The organism is Collinsella sp. OF02-10 (assembly GCF_003463445.1).
Taxonomy (GTDB): domain Bacteria; phylum Actinomycetota; class Coriobacteriia; order Coriobacteriales; family Coriobacteriaceae; genus Collinsella.
This window is the reverse complement of record NZ_QSCW01000008.1, coordinates 73539-92596: the sequence shown is the minus strand read 5'-3', so window position 1 is coordinate 92596 and position 19058 is coordinate 73539. Positions and strand designations below refer to the sequence as shown.

Annotated in this window: 16 protein-coding genes and 1 riboswitch; of the genes, 9 read left to right on the top strand and 7 right to left on the bottom strand. The window is 59.8% G+C overall.

The window, feature by feature from the left end; genetic code table 11:
• The first annotated feature begins 27 nt into the window (after positions 1-27).
• From DXA43_RS05630 to DXA43_RS05610, 5 genes are all read left to right on the top strand, one after another.
• Positions 28-945, top strand: a complete 918-nt coding sequence (locus DXA43_RS05630; protein WP_117806505.1) for a diacylglycerol kinase family protein — start codon at positions 28-30, stop codon at positions 943-945.
• Between the two features lie 408 nt (positions 946-1353).
• Positions 1354-3315 carry a C69 family dipeptidase gene (locus DXA43_RS05625; RefSeq protein WP_117806504.1) on the top strand — a complete coding sequence of 654 codons (1962 nt, stop codon included), beginning with the start codon at positions 1354-1356 and terminating at the stop codon, positions 3313-3315.
• 400 nt (positions 3316-3715) lie between these two features.
• Positions 3716-4288, top strand: coding sequence for a hypothetical protein (locus tag DXA43_RS05620; RefSeq protein WP_117635404.1), 573 nt, complete (start codon positions 3716-3718; stop codon positions 4286-4288).
• Between the two features lie 106 nt (positions 4289-4394).
• Complete coding sequence (locus tag DXA43_RS05615) at positions 4395-6146, top strand: ABC transporter ATP-binding protein (protein WP_117806503.1); 1752 nt, start codon at positions 4395-4397, stop codon at positions 6144-6146.
• The gene (locus DXA43_RS05610; RefSeq protein WP_117637498.1) at positions 6139-6885 is read left to right on the top strand and encodes an energy-coupling factor transporter transmembrane protein EcfT; all 747 of its coding nucleotides are present in this window, start codon (positions 6139-6141) and stop codon (positions 6883-6885) included. The genes DXA43_RS05615 and DXA43_RS05610 overlap by 8 nt, the downstream gene beginning before the upstream one ends.
• Positions 6886-7010: 125 nt before the next feature.
• Here DXA43_RS05610 and DXA43_RS05605 read toward each other — a convergent pair whose 3' ends face one another.
• Positions 7011-7757 carry an aspartate/glutamate racemase family protein gene (locus DXA43_RS05605; RefSeq protein WP_233503157.1) on the bottom strand — a complete coding sequence of 249 codons (747 nt, stop codon included), beginning with the start codon at positions 7755-7757 and terminating at the stop codon, positions 7011-7013.
• 84 nt (positions 7758-7841) lie between these two features.
• Positions 7842-9098 carry an ATP-grasp domain-containing protein gene (locus DXA43_RS05600; RefSeq protein WP_117806502.1) on the bottom strand — a complete coding sequence of 419 codons (1257 nt, stop codon included), beginning with the start codon at positions 9096-9098 and terminating at the stop codon, positions 7842-7844.
• Positions 9099-9493: 395 nt separating this feature from the next.
• On the opposite strand from DXA43_RS05600, the gene DXA43_RS05595 reads away from it, so the two are divergent.
• Positions 9494-10627 carry a glucosaminidase domain-containing protein gene (locus DXA43_RS05595; protein WP_117806501.1) on the top strand — a complete coding sequence of 378 codons (1134 nt, stop codon included), beginning with the start codon at positions 9494-9496 and terminating at the stop codon, positions 10625-10627.
• A gap of 37 nt (positions 10628-10664) precedes the next feature.
• On the opposite strand, the gene DXA43_RS05590 is transcribed toward DXA43_RS05595, so the two are convergent.
• From DXA43_RS05590 to DXA43_RS05570, 5 genes are all read right to left on the bottom strand, one after another.
• Positions 10665-12044 carry a protein kinase gene (locus DXA43_RS05590; RefSeq protein WP_117806500.1) on the bottom strand — a complete coding sequence of 460 codons (1380 nt, stop codon included), beginning with the start codon at positions 12042-12044 and terminating at the stop codon, positions 10665-10667.
• A gap of 99 nt (positions 12045-12143) precedes the next feature.
• Entirely contained in the window at positions 12144-12566 is a 423-nt protein-coding gene (locus DXA43_RS05585; RefSeq protein ID WP_117806499.1) for an XRE family transcriptional regulator, read from the bottom strand.
• Between the two features lie 38 nt (positions 12567-12604).
• Positions 12605-13147, bottom strand: coding sequence for a DUF4352 domain-containing protein (locus tag DXA43_RS05580; RefSeq protein WP_158564943.1), 543 nt, complete (start codon positions 13145-13147; stop codon positions 12605-12607).
• Between the two features lie 164 nt (positions 13148-13311).
• The gene (locus DXA43_RS05575; protein WP_147344727.1) at positions 13312-13635 is read right to left on the bottom strand and encodes a hypothetical protein; all 324 of its coding nucleotides are present in this window, start codon (positions 13633-13635) and stop codon (positions 13312-13314) included.
• Positions 13636-13637: 2 nt separating this feature from the next.
• The gene (locus DXA43_RS05570; protein WP_117806496.1) at positions 13638-14825 is read right to left on the bottom strand and encodes an N-acetyldiaminopimelate deacetylase; all 1188 of its coding nucleotides are present in this window, start codon (positions 14823-14825) and stop codon (positions 13638-13640) included.
• Between the two features lie 145 nt (positions 14826-14970).
• Positions 14971-15139, top strand: a riboswitch (Lysine riboswitch).
• A 65-nt stretch (positions 15140-15204) separates the two neighbouring features.
• Here DXA43_RS05570 and dapA point away from each other — a divergent pair.
• The 3 genes from dapA to dapD are packed head-to-tail and all read left to right on the top strand — an operon-like array spanning position 15205 to position 19006.
• On the top strand, positions 15205-17514 hold the full coding sequence (gene dapA, locus DXA43_RS10450) for a 4-hydroxy-tetrahydrodipicolinate synthase (RefSeq protein WP_117806495.1): 2310 nt from the start codon (positions 15205-15207) through the stop codon (positions 17512-17514).
• The gene (gene dapB, locus DXA43_RS05560; protein WP_199580533.1) at positions 17507-18247 is read left to right on the top strand and encodes a 4-hydroxy-tetrahydrodipicolinate reductase; all 741 of its coding nucleotides are present in this window, start codon (positions 17507-17509) and stop codon (positions 18245-18247) included. The genes dapA and dapB overlap by 8 nt, the downstream gene beginning before the upstream one ends.
• A gap of 39 nt (positions 18248-18286) precedes the next feature.
• Positions 18287-19006 carry a 2,3,4,5-tetrahydropyridine-2,6-dicarboxylate N-acetyltransferase gene (gene dapD / locus DXA43_RS05555; RefSeq protein ID WP_117637490.1) on the top strand — a complete coding sequence of 240 codons (720 nt, stop codon included), beginning with the start codon at positions 18287-18289 and terminating at the stop codon, positions 19004-19006.
• Positions 19007-19058: the final 52 nt, after the last annotated feature.

The following is a 19058-nucleotide window of genomic DNA, read 5'->3' as shown; positions in this document are numbered from 1 at the left end:
GGTTAGTCACAGAACGGGAACGTAAGTATGCGCTGCCTTATCATCCACAACCCGGCATCGGGCCCCAGCTCAGATGAAATCTACGCGTTCACGCACGCCCTCGCGCAGGGCGGCGACGAGGTCGTGATGCGTTTTATCGGCGATGGCATGGAACCCGAGGACGCCGTGGCGGACGTGCGCGAGTTTGATCGCGTGGTGATTTCGGGCGGCGACGGCACCGTCTCCAACGTGCTCGACCAAATGCGCGGATGCGGCGTCCCCACGCTCGTCTTCCCCTCCGGTACGGCCTGCCTGTTCTTCAATAACATCGGTAATGCCCCCGAGGCAGCGGCACTTGCCAAGGCCTGCCGCGCCGGTCGCACGGTCAAAGTAGACATGGGCGAGCTCTTTTGGCTCGACGAGAACGGCAACGAGAAGCGCCACGGCTTTATCATCATCGCCGGCTCGGGCTTCGACGCCGAGATCATGATGAAGGCCGCCCCCACCAAAAACGACATCGGCGAGATTGCCTACTTCCTCTCCGCGCTCGCCACGCCCAACCCCACGGTGGCGCACTTTACCATCGAGCATGACGGCATTGTCGAGGAGCTCGATGGCATCTGCTGCATGGCCGGCAACACCTCGGTCATCCAAAACGACATCAACCTGTTCCCCGATTGCCGCATGAACGACGGCATGGTCGACATCGCGGTCATCGAGCCCGTAAAAACCGTGCAGCTGCTCCCGACCGTGATCACCGCCGCGCTCGACCCCGCCGGCAAGGTGCTCGGTCGTCCGCAGTTTAAGATCATCCAGACCAAGGAAGCCAAGATCACCTGCACCCCGTCGCTGGGCATGCAGTTCGATGGCGAGATTATCTCCAGCAATTCGGGCGTCTTTGGAGCCCGCGCGCTTCCGCAATGCCTCGACCTCATCGTCGACGAATTCTCACCGCTCGGAAAATAGGAGGGCCCCATGAACGACAATCCCCTGATCGGCTTTATTGTCATCGTCTTGGCCATGCTCGTCGGTTACGCCATCAACGTGATTCACCGCCGAAAGAAGTAAATCCACATTGGTATGATATTCATCCAGTTATCGACTCTCCCGCTGTTTATGCATTCGTCAAACAGCGGGGGATTTTCATTTCGGGCATTCCCAGCTACTTTATTCGGCTACAGTAATTACAGGGCGTCTTTATTAAAGTAAAGCTGCAAACTGAGTACGATTAACCGTTCATCGCATATTTCATCACGCTTATCGAGTAAGTTTCTTTCATAGATGAATATTGTTTCCAGTTCGTTACGCTAATGAGGTGTCTTTATTGGCTGAAGCCCTCTGGCGACAGAGGGCTTTCGCACGCTGGGAGGGAAAATGAGGAAAACTCGCCCCGTCAACGCGCTCAAGAAGCTAGGCATAGGCCTCGCCTTTGGAGCTGCGACCATCATGTCCATGCCGACATCTGCGCTCGCCTGCACGCAGATGTACATGGGCAAAAACCTAACAGCCGACGGCAACACATATTATGGTCGCGCCGAGGACTTTGGCCCGCGCTACCTCAAGCACTTTGGCATTGAGCCGTCGCATGCCCCCGGGTATACCTACGGCTCAGACGAGTCCGACTTCTCATACAGGTCGACCAAGACTACATATCGTTATAGCTACGTGCGCGATCATCCTTCGCAGTGGCACGGGCGCTATGATGCCTACTCTGAGGCAGGCATCAACGAGAAGGGCGTGTCCTGCTCCGCAACGCTGACCACCAACATGAACGATAAAGCCGCCAAGGCAGACCCCCTGACCGACACTGGCATTGGCGAGTATAGCTACGGCAGCGTTATCTTAGGCGAAAGTGCCAAAGCACGTGAGGGTGTCGAGCTCCTCGGCAAGATCATCGACGAGCAGGGCGCCAACGGCAACGATCAGATTATCATCGCCGACAGCAACGAGACTTGGCTGTTTGCCGCACTTTCCGGCCACCAGTGGATCGCCATGAAGCTCGCCGATGACGTCGCCTCACTCAACCCCAACATCGGCGGACTCAATTACGATGTCAACCTTGATGACGCCGAGAACTGCCTCCACTCCGAGGGCATCCAGACCATGCCCGAGAAAAATGGCTTCGCCGAGTACACCGACGGCAAGTTCGACGTTGCCAAGACCTATGGCAAAAGCGTCGCCGATTCCGGCGTTCATCAGTGGACTCGCTATGTCCAGGGCCGCGATTACTTCATGGCCCCGTTGACCAAGGGTGCGGATTACGACATCGTCACGGTTAAACCGGAAAAAGGCCCCGACCAAATCGGAGCCATGGTCAGCGAGATCCAGCCCCTGTTCTTCAAGCCCGGCAAGTCCGACTGGAACACCTTTGAGATGATCCGTGCATTTGGCAACCGCGGCGAAAATGTCCCCGGCCTCAACGCCAACACCGACGGTGTCTACGCCATCGGCACCGAAAGAAGCACCGAGACCAACCTCTTCCAGATCCGTCAGGGCATGGACCCCGAGATCGCGACCATTCAGTGGGAGATGCTCTCCCGCGCCGCCTACTCCGTCGCTATTCCTCTGTACTCTGCACTGCTCACCGAGGTCAGCCCCTACTTCAGCAATCAGGATGTCTCCTACGATCACTGCGAAGAGACGGACATCGTGAACAACGAGGAGCCCGAGAACTCCATCAACTACGTCCTCATGGACATTAGTTCCCTCTGCTACGAGCACCGCGAGCAGCTCGGCACCGGCGTTCGCGCCTACCTCGACGCTCTCCAGAACGAGCTCATCGAGCAGAACCTTGAGGTCGATGCTGCTATGCAGGCCGAGACCACCACTGAGGGCCGCACCGCCCTGGCAAACAAGGCCGGCAAGGCTGCCACTGAGAACACCTACGTCAAGTGCAAGGCCCTTCTCCAGGAGATGCGCGCTTATCTGAAGGCTGAGGATTTCAGCACGCCCTTCACCCCGAGCGACCTGAACACCGAGACCAACGGCCTCAAGGTGTCCATCACCTACGCCAAGGACGCTCTTGCCACCGACCCGGTAACCCCGGATCAGCCTGGCACCCCCGAGCAGCCTGGTACTCCTGAGCAGCCCGGTACCCCCGAGCAGCCCGCTAAGCCCGAGCAGCCCGCTAAGCCCGAGCAGCCCACCACCAAGCCCGAGAAGCCTGGCAAGTCCGACACCACGACCACAGTAACCACCAACAAGACGAACACCAAGGGCGGCCTGCCCACCACCGGTGATAGTTTTGATGGCCGCGTGGTGGCTGCATTCGCCATCGCTGGCGTTGCCGTCATCTCCGCAGGCGGTTACTTCCTCTACCGTCGCAATAAGGAGTAACGTCTTAGCTGAGCGGACAAGGCAGCAATGGCAGCCTCGCCCGCTTAGCCCGCTCTTTTGGCCGACGGGAAACCCACCTGAAATCTTTTTAAAAAAGATTTCCCCGCACACACTTCGCTGTGCTATAGTGCAGCGCAACAGCAACTAGGTGCGACCGCGCCATGGCATCACGAAAGGAGCCACCGACATGAAGAACACGATGAAGTCTCTCAACAACTGGTGGTGGCGTGATGCGAATACGATCGGTCGACAGTGAGTCCCTCACGCCTGTTTTTGCGCTCTAGGTGATTGGAAGGCCTCCGGTTTCGACCGGGGGCCTTTTTCTATCTCGAGCCCGATCGCATTCGCATCACGCGCCTCCGCTTTTCTCTTGCAATCCCCTTCCGAAAGGATTTTCACCATGTCTCAGAACACCACCGCCACCCAGCCCCGCACCGTCCAGACCGCCGATCGCGGCAAACTCGATGTCCGCGCCCTCGTCTTGCTCGCCATCCTGCTCGCCGCCGGCTTCATCCTCAACTTCACCGTCGGCAAGGCAATCTCGGGCATCTCGGGCGGCATGATCAGCCCCGAGTTCATCATCTCGGCCTTCTGCCTCACCATCCTGGTCGTTCGCCCCAACATCGGCCAGGCGCTCGTCATTGGCCTCATCTCGGCTGCCGTGATCCAGATCACCACCACTTCGCCGTTCGTCGATTTTGCCGCCGAGGGCATCGCCGCCATGCTCATGGCCGGCATCGTCAACGCCGCCGGCAAGAACGGTCAGGTCAAGCCTGCCGTCGCCATCGTCGCAACCTTCGTGACCACCTTTGTCTCCGGCGTCATCTTCATGGTCATCAAGATGGCCATGCTCGGCGTGGTGGGCGAGCTCGCCGCCGCCATGCTTCCCGTCGTCGCCATGACCGCCGTCTTTAACGCCATTCTGGTCGGTGCCCTCTACCTGCCCATCCAGAAGGCCCTGAAGCTCAACTAACCCACAGTGCCCCATCGGTAAAGACTGTCCCAAACAACTAGCTCTTGGGGACGTTCTCAAACGACTAGTCATGTAAGAACGTCCCCAATGACTATGAAAGGTATCCATGGAAACGATCATCAACGTCGACGATGTCTCGTTCTCCTATGGCACGCAGACCGAGCAGGCGCTCAGCCACATCTCGCTCAGCGTGAACAAGGGAGATTTCATCGGCATCATCGGGCCCTCGGGCGCCGGCAAGTCCACGCTTGCCGCCTGCCTGTCGGGTGCCGTGCCCCACCACTACACCGGCACGTTCTTTGGGTCCGTCATGGTTGACGGCCACGACACCTGCGAAGCCTCGCTCACCGACGTGTCGCAAATCGTCGGCAGCGTGCTGCAGGATATCGACACGCAGATGGTCGCCTCGGTCGTCGAGGACGAGATGCTCTTTGGCCTCGAGAACTTTGGCGTTCCCCACGACCAGATCGAGCAGCGCGTGAGCGAAACGCTCGAGACCGTCGGCATCAGCGACCTGCGCGACCGCGAGATCGCCACCCTCTCGGGCGGACAGAAGCAAAAGGTAGCCATCGCCGCCATCCTCGCCATGCGTCCGCGCGTCTTGGTTCTCGACGAGCCCACCGCGGCACTCGACCCCGCCAGCTCCACGTTGGTCTTCGAGACGCTGCGTGAGGCAAACCGCACACTTGGAATCACCATCGTCGTCGTTGAGCAAAAGGTCGCCCTGCTCTCGGAGTACTGCAACCGCGTGCTCGTGCTCAACCATGGCGAAATCGCGCTGCAGGGCGAACCACACGAGGTCTTCGCGCATACCGACGAGCTCCGTGCCATCGGCGTCGACTGCCCTCGCGTCACGCGTATCTTCAATAGCCTCGAGGCCGATGGCCTGGTAAGCGGTACCCCTTGCTTGGATGTCGATGAGGCCGAGCGCCTGATTTCGGGCATCGTCGACCCCGCACACGCGGCCAGCGAAGCCCAGGCGCCCGCCGGCTCACCGCACGCACCGTCGTTGCGCCCTCATGCCAAGGACGCCGAACCCGTACTCACCTTCGACCATGTTGAGTTTGCCTATCCCAATGGCGGCGCCGCCGTACACGACCTTAGCCTGACGCTCTATCCCGGCGAGCTCGTGGGCATCGTCGGCCAAAACGGTGCCGGCAAGACCACGCTCACCAAGCTGCTCACAGGCCTGCTCAAGCCCGCCTCGGGCAGCGTGCGCGTCACGGGACTGGATACCGCGGCCGTTCCCACGAGCCGCATCGCCCGCGAAGTCGCAACCCTCTTCCAAAACCCCGACCGCCAGATCTGCAAGGATACCGTACTCGACGAGGTCGCTTTTGGCCTGGAGCTTGCCGGCATCGACCGTGCCGAGGCTCTGCGTCGCGCTCGACTCGTTATCGACCGCTTTGGCCTGCCTGCCGATGAGGCACCTTTCTCGCTTTCGCGCGGCCAGCGACAAATGGTGGCGCTTGCCTCCGTCGTAGTGGTTGAGCCCAAGATCGTCGTGCTCGACGAGCCCACGAGCGGCCTTGATTACCGCGAGTGCATGACCGTCATGGAAACGGTGCGCACCATGGCCGAGCGCGGCTGCGCCGTTATCATGGTCTGCCACGATATGGAAGTCGTCTCGGATTTTGCCGAGCGCATTGTGGTAATGGCCGACGGTAGCATCCTCGACCGCGGCCGCACGCACGAGCTATTCTCGAACATCGATCTCATGCAGCGTGCCTATGTTGAGCCGCCCCAGGTTATTGAACTCTCGCGCCGTCTGGCATCTTCCGTCTCGCCCGCTTTTGCACAGGTGAGCGAGGTCACCGATGTCGTTCGCATTACCAAGGAGATGGTCCGCCGTGGTTAACGTCATCGACTACATGCCAGGCGATACGCTGCTGCATCGCCTGAACCCCGTCGTCAAATTGGGCCTCGCCGCCGCCATCATCGTCGGCATCTTCTTGTCCGACACCTACGTGGCGCTGCTGGGCTTTTTGGTGCTCACCCTTGCGCTGGGTGCCTATGCCGGCGTCGTCGACCGTCTGTTCTCGCTGCTCAAGTTGCTGATTCCGCTCGCGCTTATCATGCTGGTGCTCCAGCTTGCCTTTATGCGCGATGGCAACGTTGTGTGGGGCTTTATCACCGACACGGGCCTCATCACAGGATCGAAGGCCTGTCTGCGCCTGCTGGGTGTGGCGTTACCGCTCATCCTCATGCTCATGGTGACCAAGCTCAACGACCTTGCCAACGCCTGCGTCGAGGTGCTGCACGTACCGTATCGCTATGCCTTCACCTTTACCACGGCGCTGCGCTTTGTGCCGGTGTTTGGTCAGGAGATGAACGCCATCATGGAAGCGCAGACCGCGCGCGGCGTCGAGTACGACACCAAGAACCCTATCAAGAAGCTTAAGCTCATGCTGCCACTGTGTGTGCCGCTGCTCATCTCGAGCGTGGGCAAGACCGATGCCACGGCCTTGGCGGCAGAACAGCGCGGCTTCTATCTGCGCACGCGCGCCAGCTCGTACAAGCGCTACCCCATCAAGGGCCTGGACATCGCCGTACTCATCGTCAGCATCGCCCTCATCGCCATCGGCTTCCTGTTCTAGTTCGCCACCGACAGCAACCGCCCAACGCAAAAGGCCTCGGCTCGCACCAAACGAGCCGAGGCCTTTTTTGTTTCACCAGATAAAACCTACCAAAATTAACCTGTCCCTTTTTGACGGGTCGGAAGCTAGAGGCGGTAGGGGACGCCGCTGCGGATGATGGATTCGCGCACCAGGACATCCATAGCATCGAGGGTGATCTCGGGCATCTCTCGATACTTCTGCAGCACCGATAGCTCGGTGCAGGCCAGAATGACACGGTCGCAGCCGCTACGGGCGAACTCCCACATCACGCGGTCGAACTTATCCATATCGGGCTCACGTCCGGCTTTCACATCATCGTAGATAAGCGACATCACATCGTTCTGACGTTTCTCGCTGGGATAGACAACCTCAACACCCGCAGCCTCGCATTCGCAGCCGTAGACGCCCGCGCCCACGGTTCCGTCGGTGCCCATAATGCCAATCTTGTGCACTGGCTCGGCCGGCATACTCAGGTTGGGGTCGAACTCGCACTCCCCCATCACCGCACCCGCAAGGGCATAGCGCACCGACTCACGCGGCATGTGGATAATCGGCACCTTCGTAAACGACTGGATCTGGTCGTAGAAGTAGTGTGACGTGTTGCAGGGAATGGCAATGTGCGCACAGCCCAGCGACTCGAGTGCCTGGGCACACTCTTTCATGGTCGCCAGCAGCTTGGCATGCTCGCCGGTCTTAATGGCAAGCGTGCGGTCGGGCATGGTCGACTTGGAGAGCACCACCATGTCGATATGTTCCTGATCGCAGGCAGCAGCCGTATGGCGCACCACCTGGTCGTAGTAATACGACGTGGCCTCGGCGCCCATGCCGCCGATAACCCCCAGCTTTTCCATCGCCGCCTCCTTGGTGACGCTTGCGCAATTGCGCGTATCATACCCGCGCCCGCCCGATGTAAACCGGACGGGCGCCGCACTCATCTACTTGTAATACGTCTTGAACAGCTTAAAGTGGCGCAGCTTGGTGTGCCACATGCGCAGCCAGCGGTTAAAGACAAAGTCGCCCTTCATAAACGAAGGGTCGGCGCCCTTGCCTTCCTTGTCCAGGCGATGCACCTTAGCGCGCAGCTCGGGATCCTTGACGTACTTGTCGACGACGCCCATGGGAACGACCATCCACAGCGCCTCGTCCTGCGCCGTCACAAACTCCGGCTCAAACGGGCGGTTGAACACATACTCGTCCACCACATACTTGGCAACGTTAAAGCCGCTGTTGGTAACGTAGTAGTTGCTGCGACCTTGGCGCGTGTTGAAATCGAAGAACTTAAACGAGCCGTCGCGTTCGTCGTACTTAACGTCAAAGTTAGAATAGCCCACAAAGTGAAGGTCCTCGAGCAACTTGCGCACGCCGCTCATGAGCTCGTCATTGGGCTCGGTGATGATACAGGCGTGGTTGCCGACACCGTGAGGCTGATGCTCCTCGAGCAGCACGTGACCCAGGCACATCATGCGCACCTTGCCGTTGCGGTCGGAATAACTGGTGAGCACGCGCATGTACTCGTCATTGCCGGGCACGCGATCCTGCAAGATCAGGTCGTCGGTGTAGCCGCTGGCATACGAGTCGCGAATGACCTGTTCCAGCTCGGCACGGTCGGCAATCTCATAGGCCTTTTTCTGGCCCTCGAACTCGTGCTGCCACCACATGATGCCGTCAGAAGGCTTCAGAATCATCGGGTAGGGAAAATCGATCTGGTCGAGCACTTCGGCAGGCGCCTCGCCTTGGGCGTTCAGCATCGCCATGGTGAAGGTAAAGGTATGCGGATAGGGCACGCCATGCTTCTCGCACAGCTCGTAGAAGATCTCCTTCTTCTGACACTGTTCAAGCATGCTATAGGGAGCGTAAGGCGCGACGATGTTATCCGCCAACTCATGGGCATCCTTGGCCTGAGCCACGAGGGCAACATAGTTATCGCCACAGCCCACAAGGACAATCGTCTTATCGGCATGCGCTTGGGCGATGCCGTTGACGGTCCTGAGCATCACGGGCATGGTATCGATATCCACGTTGGGCGTGTAGTCGATAATCTGGCTGCGGTACGCGGGGCCCGTCTGGTACTTGCCAAAGACCAGACTCTTGACCTGGTACTCCTCATAGAAGGCGCGCGCCACCGAATAGGCGTTGATGTCGCCACCGAGCAGCACGGGAATAAACTCGCGCTCTGTAAACTGCAATGCCATGGAAACTTCCTATCATGAACTGCCCACACAACGGGGCGGTCTTTGCGCAACTGATTTATTCTAGCGTGCCAAGCCGCCGGCGCCCAAAGCTCCACCGTATCTATGGCAATCGACGTAATCGTCCAGCATAAAGGCCGCACTCACCGCGATGAAGCCTTGTAGCTGCAAACCCCCTGTTGAGATAGCTTTTACAGCCCTAAACTCCTCTTAAACAGGCCCCCGTAACGTTAAAGTTGAACTCTATGGTTTCTCAACAATTCATCATAACTGCAGGTCAAAGCCAAAGCCTCAAGTTCAACTTGACCCTTTGGAACCTTTAAGGTTCAAGTTGAGGTCGAAAGCAGTAGTAGAATACCGTTCGAACCATAACCTACGATTGATTGCAGAGGGACTGGATGCAGCATTCGAATCATCGCACCGCAGCGCTCATTGCGTCGAAGCCGGCTCGTATCATCACGAGCGCCGCGCTCGCCGTTGCGCTGACGGCCACGCCGATGCTCTCCCCCGTTGCGGCGTATGCCGCCTCGCAGGCAACGCAGGACCAGCTTTCCGCAGCCCAGCAGAAGATCGAAGCCGCCACGAGCGCCTACAACGACGCCCGCACCAAACTCGATGACCTGCAAAAGCAGATTGACTCCAACGAGGCAAGCATCGAGGAAATCGAGGCTAAGCTTCCCGAGCAGCAGGCCAAGGCAAGCTCCGCCATGCGCGATCTGTACAAGTATCAGAAGGGCACCAACCCCATCGTGAGCTTCCTGGTCAACGCGCAGAGCCTGGGTGAGTTCATCACGACCTGCAAATACACCAACCAGATCACGAGCTCGAGCGTCGACGAGATCGAACAGCTCAATAACATGCAAACCGAACTCGAGCAGAACAAGGCTGAGCTCCAGCAGGCCAAGTCTCAGCTTGAGGCAGAGCAGAAAAACGCCGAGGATGCGTTGGCTCAGGCCCAGCAGCTCCGCAGCGAGGCGCAGGCAAAAGCCGAGCAGGAAAATGCCGCCGAGCTTGCCAAGCTTGAGGCCGATAAGGCCGCTGCCGCCGAGAAGATCTCGGGCGAGGGCGTAAGCGGCAGCAATTCCAGCAGCCAGGCCACCAACACCAACACCACCATCGACACCATGGTGAACAACGCCAATACCGGTAGCTCCGATTACGATTCGTTCATTAATGGGTGGACGAGCCGCATCGACAATTATCTCGCCGGCTCCCCCATGGCAGGCCAGGGCTATAACTTTGCCGTCGCCGCTTGGAATACCGGTGTCGACCCCCGTTGGTCCCCCGCCATCGCCTGCATCGAGAGCACCAAGGGTGCTTATTGCGCCAATTCTTACAACGCCTGGGGCTGGAGTGCACGTGGCGGCGGTTGGCGCAGCTTTGGCAGCTGGAGCGAGGGCATCTCCGCTCACGTTGCCTATCTGGGCGCCAACTACGGCTCCACCCTTACCCCGGCTGCGGCCAAAAAGTACTGCCCGCCCACGTGGCAGGACTGGTACAACAAAGTCGCCGCTCAGATGAACCGCATCTAAGTGCAACTGCAAAGGGCCCCAATGGGGCCCTTTTCTTTTAGGTAGCGGAAGTATCGACGACGCCGGTCGCATTGGCAACCGCGACTATGACGATCATGCATAGGAGCAGCACGCCCAATGCCTTGAGCCAGAGTTTCGCGAGTTTCTTGCCGCGATGGCTGTCGAGCAGTGCGAATCGCCGACGAAGACGGCGCTTATCGAGCAGCGCAAAATGCATAAGCACCATAAGGCCATCGACAAAGAAAAAATACTCGATTATGAGAAGCCACGTCGGGTAGCTTTGGTTTGCTCCCGTGGGGTGAAAGACGGCAAAGTGACTTCCGGCAAAGAACACAAGTAGCGAGAAGCAGACGAGCGCATTCCAAATGCGCCCCAGAGACTCCGGAACGCGAGAGAGCAGACCGCATGCAGCGGAGGCGACAGGCCTAGGAAGCCCTGCTGGGTTCTGGAGCCCTTGGAGCGTCAACACCGTCTCCGAGGCCGGAGTACGGACAGGCGCAGGTGTAGGAGGCCGCACGGGGCGGCTCAGATCGTATGCCGAGCGCGTCGCCCGTCCCAACGCTTCCGCACTCGCAAAACGCTTGGCCGGGTCGAGCGCCATCGACATGCAGACGGCATCGGCAAGTGGAGTGGGAATGCCACGCGCCTCGCATTGCTCGCGCATATTCTGACCCGGCTTAGGGTCAGCCCCCGTCAGACAAAAGAACAGAAGCGCGCCGAGCGCATAGACATCGCTGCGCACGCTCGTCTGCCCAAAACCATATTGCTCGGGTGGCGCATAGGGTCGCGTTCCAAACTTAACTGTGTCGGCATCGGCCCCGTCACGCCACACCCGCGCAATCCCCAAATCGATAATCACCAGCGACGAGAAGGTCATGCCAGCATCGGCCGCATACCTCACGCCCGATACGATGATGTTCGAGGGTTTAAGGTCGCGGTGGATTACCGGTACCCCCGGCTCCCCCGCAGCCGCAAAACCAGCATGCAGCTCGCCCACCGCTTCACACAGAACGGGATACAGCCCGCGGGCATAATCGGGCGTCGCCCCCAAGCGCCCCACCAACGCCTCGAGTGTCTCGCCTTCGACATACTCCATCACCACGTCAAGCTCGTCGCCCACACGGCGGCAATCGACGATTCGTGGCAAGTGCTCAAAACGACGACCGGCGCGCTGGGCCGCAAACAGGCGCTCATAAGCTCCGCCAATCTGCACCGAAGCATCGATGCGCTTGCGGACAAAGGGGCCAAGAGACCCGCCACCAGAGCCCTCAAAATAGACGAGTTCGGTCGTCTCGACATCCGAGAGCTTGAGCACGCGCTCCACACGATAGCTGTCATCGCGGTCGAGCGACGCCAAATGCTCGACGAGTGAAGCAGTCAGCTCATCATCGGAATATGTTGGGCTCTGAGTATCCATAGCGTCCATCATAACACAGGGTGCGGACACCTCATGCTGTCCGCACCCCGTTCGTTTGCATGGTTGTTCTGGTGACACCGCCGGCTCAGCCATCGGCCACTAACTCACCGTTTCCTCGCCAAAGCGATACAGCTCTTTATTGACCTTTTGGAGGCTACAGCCACGGTCGATGCAAAAGATAATGATTGCATCGCGACGGTCCTTGCAGTTGAGGACGCTTACCCCGGCAGCTGTCAGAGCGCGGTTGGTCTCCTTGAGCGTCAACGCCATCGCAAAGGCAATCTGCAGCACCTTATTACGGCTCGGATTGCGCGAACCGGTAAAGATCTGATAGCCAAAAGTCTCGTTGAGGTCGGCCATACGCACCACGCGCGAACGCTCGAGCCCCTTCTCTTGCAGCAACTGCTTTAAGTAATCCGAAAGCGACGGGGCGGCAAAGTCGTGTTCCTTGATATAGCCATCGATACTTGGCGCATCAAGAAGCTCGTTGAGCAACTCGTCCGTCAGCTTTTTATCGGGCACGCGGCCTCACCTCCAAACGACCCAACGGCATCAACACACTAAGCAAGCACCCAGCTAGCAGTCACGGTCTTTTCGAGCATGTTGGCAAAATACAGGGCCTTCTTGATGTCGCCGTCAAAGTAAATATTGCCCGCAACGGAGCCGCCGGCGGCAAGGGTGCCAGACTGCAGCTCGTCAGAGCCTTCGCTGTAATAGCCTTGGTTCTGCTGGGCGCCGTTGGCGTCCTCGCCCTTCCAGTCGTAGACATTGTAATCCGCGCCCTCATCGCCATTGTTGACGTACGTGACGTGAATGCCCGTCATGGTCGAACCGTCAAAATTGGTAAGCCCGGTCTGCACGGAATCGACAGTAACGGAAAGACCGGCAGCCGTGGTAACAGACGTGCCGACGGCCAGGTCGGTCGTAGGCTGCTCTTCCTTTTTCGACTCCTCCTTCTTATCTGCGTCGCCGGCGTCCTCGGTGACGGTCGTCTTATCGCTACCGCAACCGGCAAGAAGACTGGCAGTCCCCAAGGCAACAGTGGCGAATGCGCCAAGTGCAGCGCGACGGCTCAGCAGCACTTCGTTTTCGAGCTTTTTCATCATGCATCCTTCCATCTATCCGGCTACCGTGCCGGCACACAGCACATCGTAGGAAGGATTAAACTTGAATTCATTAGCTGAGAGCTAAAGTTGCGGTAAACGGCCAATGCGGTTATCCGAACGCCGAGCAAACGCACTTTGCGCAACCGTCTGCTGGCAGTGCATCAACCCAACGTGACGGATTCCCCGGTAAAGGTACTCACAAGCAACAGGATAAAGAAAACTAAATAGCTGATGCTCAATAGGTAGGCGACGACTAAAAAGATGGTCCATCCAACATCGGTTGTACCATCGGCACGGCGTTGCTCGCGAGAGCGGCACAGCCAGACCGTCACGCCGATGGCCACAATCAGCAACACGAGTGCCGCTGCGGCCAGCCCGGCAAGCGCAAACATCACGCCAATGCTCACAGCGATGACCGGAAGCAGCAGCAAACCGCACCCGCATCCACCCGGACTATATACGGCTGATTGCCGACGTCGCCTCATCGTCACTCCATCACAAGCAGTCGTTTGTAGACATCGAGGCCTTTGAGCAGGATTTCCTCGTCAAAAAGCATGGTATCGGTATGCAGGGCGCTTGTAGCATAGGCGGGGCAGCCATCCGAATCACTCGGGTTGTCTTGGTCCTCTGGCACGCCCGTGCCCAGCAAGAAGAACACGCCCGGCAGATGGCGCTGATAGAACGCGAAATCCTCGGCGATTAGCAGCGGCTCATCCACGAGCTGCAATTCGGGCAGAGCGGGCGCGATTCGGGCAAACAACTCAGGGTCGTTATCGACCGGTGGATAGCCCTCGGCAAAGTCGAGATCATACGTGCAGCCCGTAGCGGCGCACGCCTCATCGAGCACGCGGCGCACGCCCTCTCGCGCGCGGTCGAACATGTCGTCCGTAAACACGCGCAGGCTACCGGCCACGTGGGCCTCCCCCGCCACGGCGTTGCAGACGGTGCCGGCCTGCAGCAGGCCAAACTTACCGATACAGGGCTCATCGGCGCCCAGCTCGTCCATCAGCTCGCGCTCGGCAACCAAGAACTTGGCAGCAGCCAGCGCCGCATCGTGCGATTCCTCGACCGGTACGCCATAGGTCTTGGCGATATGGATGCTCATCCCGTGAATGTGCACATGCGTCTCGCTCGAACGCGCCAGCAGCGGACCGGGACAGCTCGCCAGCGTGCCGGCGGGAAGGTCGGGCCACACGTGAAAGCCAAAGATACGGTCGGCACCATAGCGCTCGAACACACCGCTCTCGCATACTGTCTTGGCACCACCGGTCGTCTCCTCGGCAGGCTGGAACACAAAGAGCACGTTACGCTTAATGGCACCCGGCCGCTCGCGAATCGCACGGTCGACATACGTCGCTGCGACAAGCGCCATGGCCATGTGCCCATCGTGCCCGCAAGCGTGCATCTTGCCGGGATGAGACGAGGCGAAAGCCGCGCCCGTCGCCTCCACAATGGGCAGCGCATCCATGTCGGCGCGAATCGCCGTGGCATGCGCGGCACCAACGCCAGCGTCGAAGAAAGCGCAGACGCAGCTGGGACACGGATGGGCCACCTCGCAGGCGAGCGGCGCCAACACACCCTCGATATAGGCGATCGTCTGCGGAAGATCGAAGTCGAGCTCCGGGATCCTGTGCAAGTCGCGCCGATAGCGGCGGAGTTCTTGGAGCTCGGTCATAGAGGTTCCTTTCATGGGTGCGCGTCGGTTGCCATCTATTGTGCCGCAAGATTGCCACACCCTTATTTCCAGCATATCCTTGCATTTTTTAAACGTTATATACGAATACTCTTGTTTGATAAAGTGCAACGTGGTAGGGTCTTTACCACTTGATAGAGGCGCGGGCACGAAGAACCGCGGGCGAGCCGGCAGGCTTTGACCCCGTGGGGAGGCGAAACCCGCCGAACTGGGTTTTTCGGGCACGAACAACCTGGTGGGCCTGTAGGAAACACCCACAGGACTGTCTGCAGCAATGCGGGAGCGCTATCCGGACATTGGGTCCACGCTATGCGGATTCGATGCGCAGATGGCGCCGTCTGGATAGCGAGGTTTACGGGACATGGCATTGACCCCCAACGAGGCATATGCGGCCAAGCAGCCGTTTGTGGACAAGGAGACGCTCGAGCATATCGTCGAGCAATTCCCCACGCCGTTTCATCTATACGACGAGGCAGGCATCCGCCGCAACATGCAAGAAGTGCGCGACGCCTTTGCATGGAACCCGGGCTTTAAGGAATACTTTGCCGTCAAGGCCAACCCCAACCCGGCGCTCATCTCCATTCTCAACGAATACGGCTGCGGCTGCGATTGCTCGAGCTATACCGAGCTCATGATCGCCCGCTCGCTGGGCATCACGGGGCATGACATCATGTTCTCGTCCAACGACACGCCGGCGGCCGACTTTGAGTTCGCTGACAAGCTGGGCGCCATCGTCAACTTCGACGACATCAGCCACATCGAGTTCTTTGAGCGCGTTGCGGGGCCCATTCCCAAGACGGTCAGCTGCCGCTTTAATCCGGGCGGCCTGTTCCAGCTCTCCAACGGCATCATGGACAACCCGGGCGACTCCAAATATGGCATGACCACCGAGCAGCTCTTCGAAGCCTTCCGCACGCTCAAGGCCAAGGGCGCCGAGCGCTTTGGCATCCACGCATTCCTTGCCAGCAACACCGTCACCAACGACTACTACCCCAAGCTCGCGCGCATCCTCTTTGAGCTTGCCGTACGCCTGGAGCGCGAGACCGGTGCACACGTCGCCTTCATCAATCTGTCCGGCGGCGTCGGTATCCCCTACCTGCCGGAGCAGCAGGCAAACGACATCCACGCCATCGGCGAGGGGGTACACGCTGCCTACGACGAGATCCTGGTTCCCGCCGGCATGAGCGACGTGGTCATCTGCACCGAGATGGGCCGCTTCATGATGGGCCCCTACGGCTGCCTGGTCACCAAGGCCATCCACGAGAAGCAGATCTACAAGGACTATATCGGCGTCGACGCAAGCGCCGTCGACCTGATCCGCCCTGCCATGTATGGCGCCTACCACCACATTACGGTGATGGGCCAGCCGGGCGGCGCCGACAAGACCGCAGCGCCCGTCACGGACACGTACGGCATCACGGGCAATCTGTGCGAGAACAACGACAAGTTCGCCATCAATCGCGAGCTGCCGCATATCGACATGGGCGACCTGCTCGTGATTCACGACACCGGCGCGCATGGCTACTCCATGGGCTACAACTACAACGGACGCCTGCGCTCCGCCGAGGTCCTGCTGCGCCCCGATGGCTCGGCCGACCTCATCCGCCGCGCCGAGCGCCCGGGCGATTACTTTGCCACGCTCGACGTGCTGTCGTACGGCCGAGAGCTACTGGCTAAGTCGCGCGCCGATGCCGCCCGCCGTCGCGCCCAGGACGAGCGCCTGGCAGTCGCTGCCCAATGGAACAAACGCATCCAGATCGCGGAAGCGAAGGAGAAGAACATGGACATCCGCAATCTCGAGGGCTCAATCGTCGCCCTTGTCACGCCGTTTAAAAAGGACGGCAGCGTCGACTTTGAAGCACTCGAGCGCCTTATCGATTTCCACCTGCAAAATGGCACCGACGCCATCCTCACCCTGGGCACCACCGGAGAGAGTGCCACGATGACCGACGACGAGGACAACTCCGTTGTCGCCGCGGTGGTCAAGCAGGTTGCAGGCCGCGTCCCCGTTATTGCCGGCTCGGGCTCTAACTCCACGCAGACCATGCTCACCAAGTCGCTCACCTATCAGGGCCTGGGCGCCGACGGCCTGCTGCTCATTACCCCCTACTACAACAAGTCTAACGAAGAGGGCATCTACCAGCACTTTAAGACCGTCGCCGATGCCGTGGACATCCCCTGCATCTTGTACAACATCCCCGGCCGCTGTGGCTGCGGCATCAGCGAGCGCAACGTGGAGCGCTTGGCCGTGCACCCCAATATCATGGGTATCAAGGAGGCCTCGGGCAACGTCGCCTACGCGGCCAAAATCGCCCACCTGCTGTCTGATGACTTCCGCATGTACTCGGGCGAAGACGCACTCACCGTGCCGCTCATGAGCCTGGGTGCCTCGGGCACCATCAGTGTGTGGGCCGACGTTCAGCCGCAGCTCGTGCACGACATGTGCCGCGCCTATCTGGACGGCGACGTGGAGCGCGCCCGCGATATCCAGATTGCCGGTCAGCCGCTCATCAACGCCCTCTTTAGTGAGGTCAACCCCATCCCCGTCAAAGAGGCGCTCGCTCAGATGGGTATGATCGAGGCAAACTACCGTATGCCGCTGTGCCCCATGGCCAACGACACGCGCGCTGCACTTACCGATGCTTTGAAGGGAGCTGGTCTGCTTGATTAAGACCGTCATTATGGGAACGGGCCGCATGGGCTCGCTCATCCGCACTACCGCCGAGGGCATTGTCGACGCCGCCGGCCAGCCCGTTTTCGACATTGTCGCCCAGATCGGTTTTGACCTGACCGAGCTCGAGAGCGCCCCAGCGGCCGACGTGATCATCGACTTCTCGAACGTTGCAACCTTCGATGCTGTCGTCGCCTATGTCGAGCGCACGGGCGCGGCGTTGGTCTCGGGCACCACGGGCTACACACCCGAGCAGATGGATCGCCTGCGCGAGCTGGGTCAGAACGCCCGCGTCATGCACTCCGGCAATTACTCCATCGGCATCGCAGCCCTGCGTCATCTGGTGACACAGGCCACACGCGAGCTGCCCGGCTTTGACTGCGAGATTGTCGAGACACACCACAACCAAAAGGTCGACGCTCCCAGCGGCACCGCCAAGCTGCTACTCGACGCCGTCGTCGAGGCCGAGCCCGAGGCAGGCTACCAGCCCGTCTATGGCCGCGAGGGCATGTGCGGCGCGCGCGACCCCAAGGAGATCGGCATGCACTCGCTGCGCGGCGGCACGGTCGCCGGCGTACACGAAGTGAGTTTCTTTGGCCAAGACGAGGAAGTCACGCTCACGCATCGCGCCACGAGCCGTCAGATCTTCGTCAACGGCGCTCTGGCAGCCGCGCAGAAGCTCGTCACCCGCGAGCACGGCTTCTATACGTTCGACCAGGTCATGTTTGCCTAACCAGGTATCAACCGGATCCACCCAAAGGAGAGACAGCAAATGAGCAATGCAGCCGAGATGGATGCCCAGGAGATTATCAACTACATCGCCACAGCGCCCAAAAAGACGCCCGTCAAACTGTACGTGCGCGAGAAGCCCGGCATGAAGGTCCAGTGGGGCAATGCGCACGTCTACGGCGGTCGTCGTGGCAAGACCGTCTTTGGTGACTGGGATGAGCTCAAAGCCATCCTTGATGCCAATGCCGATTCCATCGATTACTACGATGTGGAGAACGATTGCCGCAACTCCGCCGTGCCCATGCTCGACCTTAAGGGCATCAACGCCCGCATCGAGCCGGGCGCGATCATCCGTGACCGCGTCGAGATCGGCGATCGCGCCGTCATCATGATGGGTGCCATCATCAATATCGGCTCCGTCATCGGTGAGGGCTCCATGATCGACATGGGCGCCGTGCTGGGCGGCCGCGCCACAGTGGGCAAGAACTGCCACATCGGCGCTGGAACCGTGTTGGCAGGCGTCGTTGAACCCGCAAGCGCCACGCCCGTCATCATCGAGGACGATGTCATGATCGGCGCCAACGCCGTGGTCCTGGAAGGCGTGCACGTAGGCAAGGGCGCTGTCGTTGCCGCCGGCGCCGTGTGCGTCGAGGACGTCCCCGCTGGTGCCGTCGTGGCCGGCGTCCCCGCCCGCGTCATCAAGATGCGCGACGAGAAGACCGACAGCAAGACCGGACTCGAGGAAGGCTTACGCCGGCTGTAGAAGTTACGCGGTTTTACCAAACCGCGTAACGGCTCGACGCTGCAAACGCCCC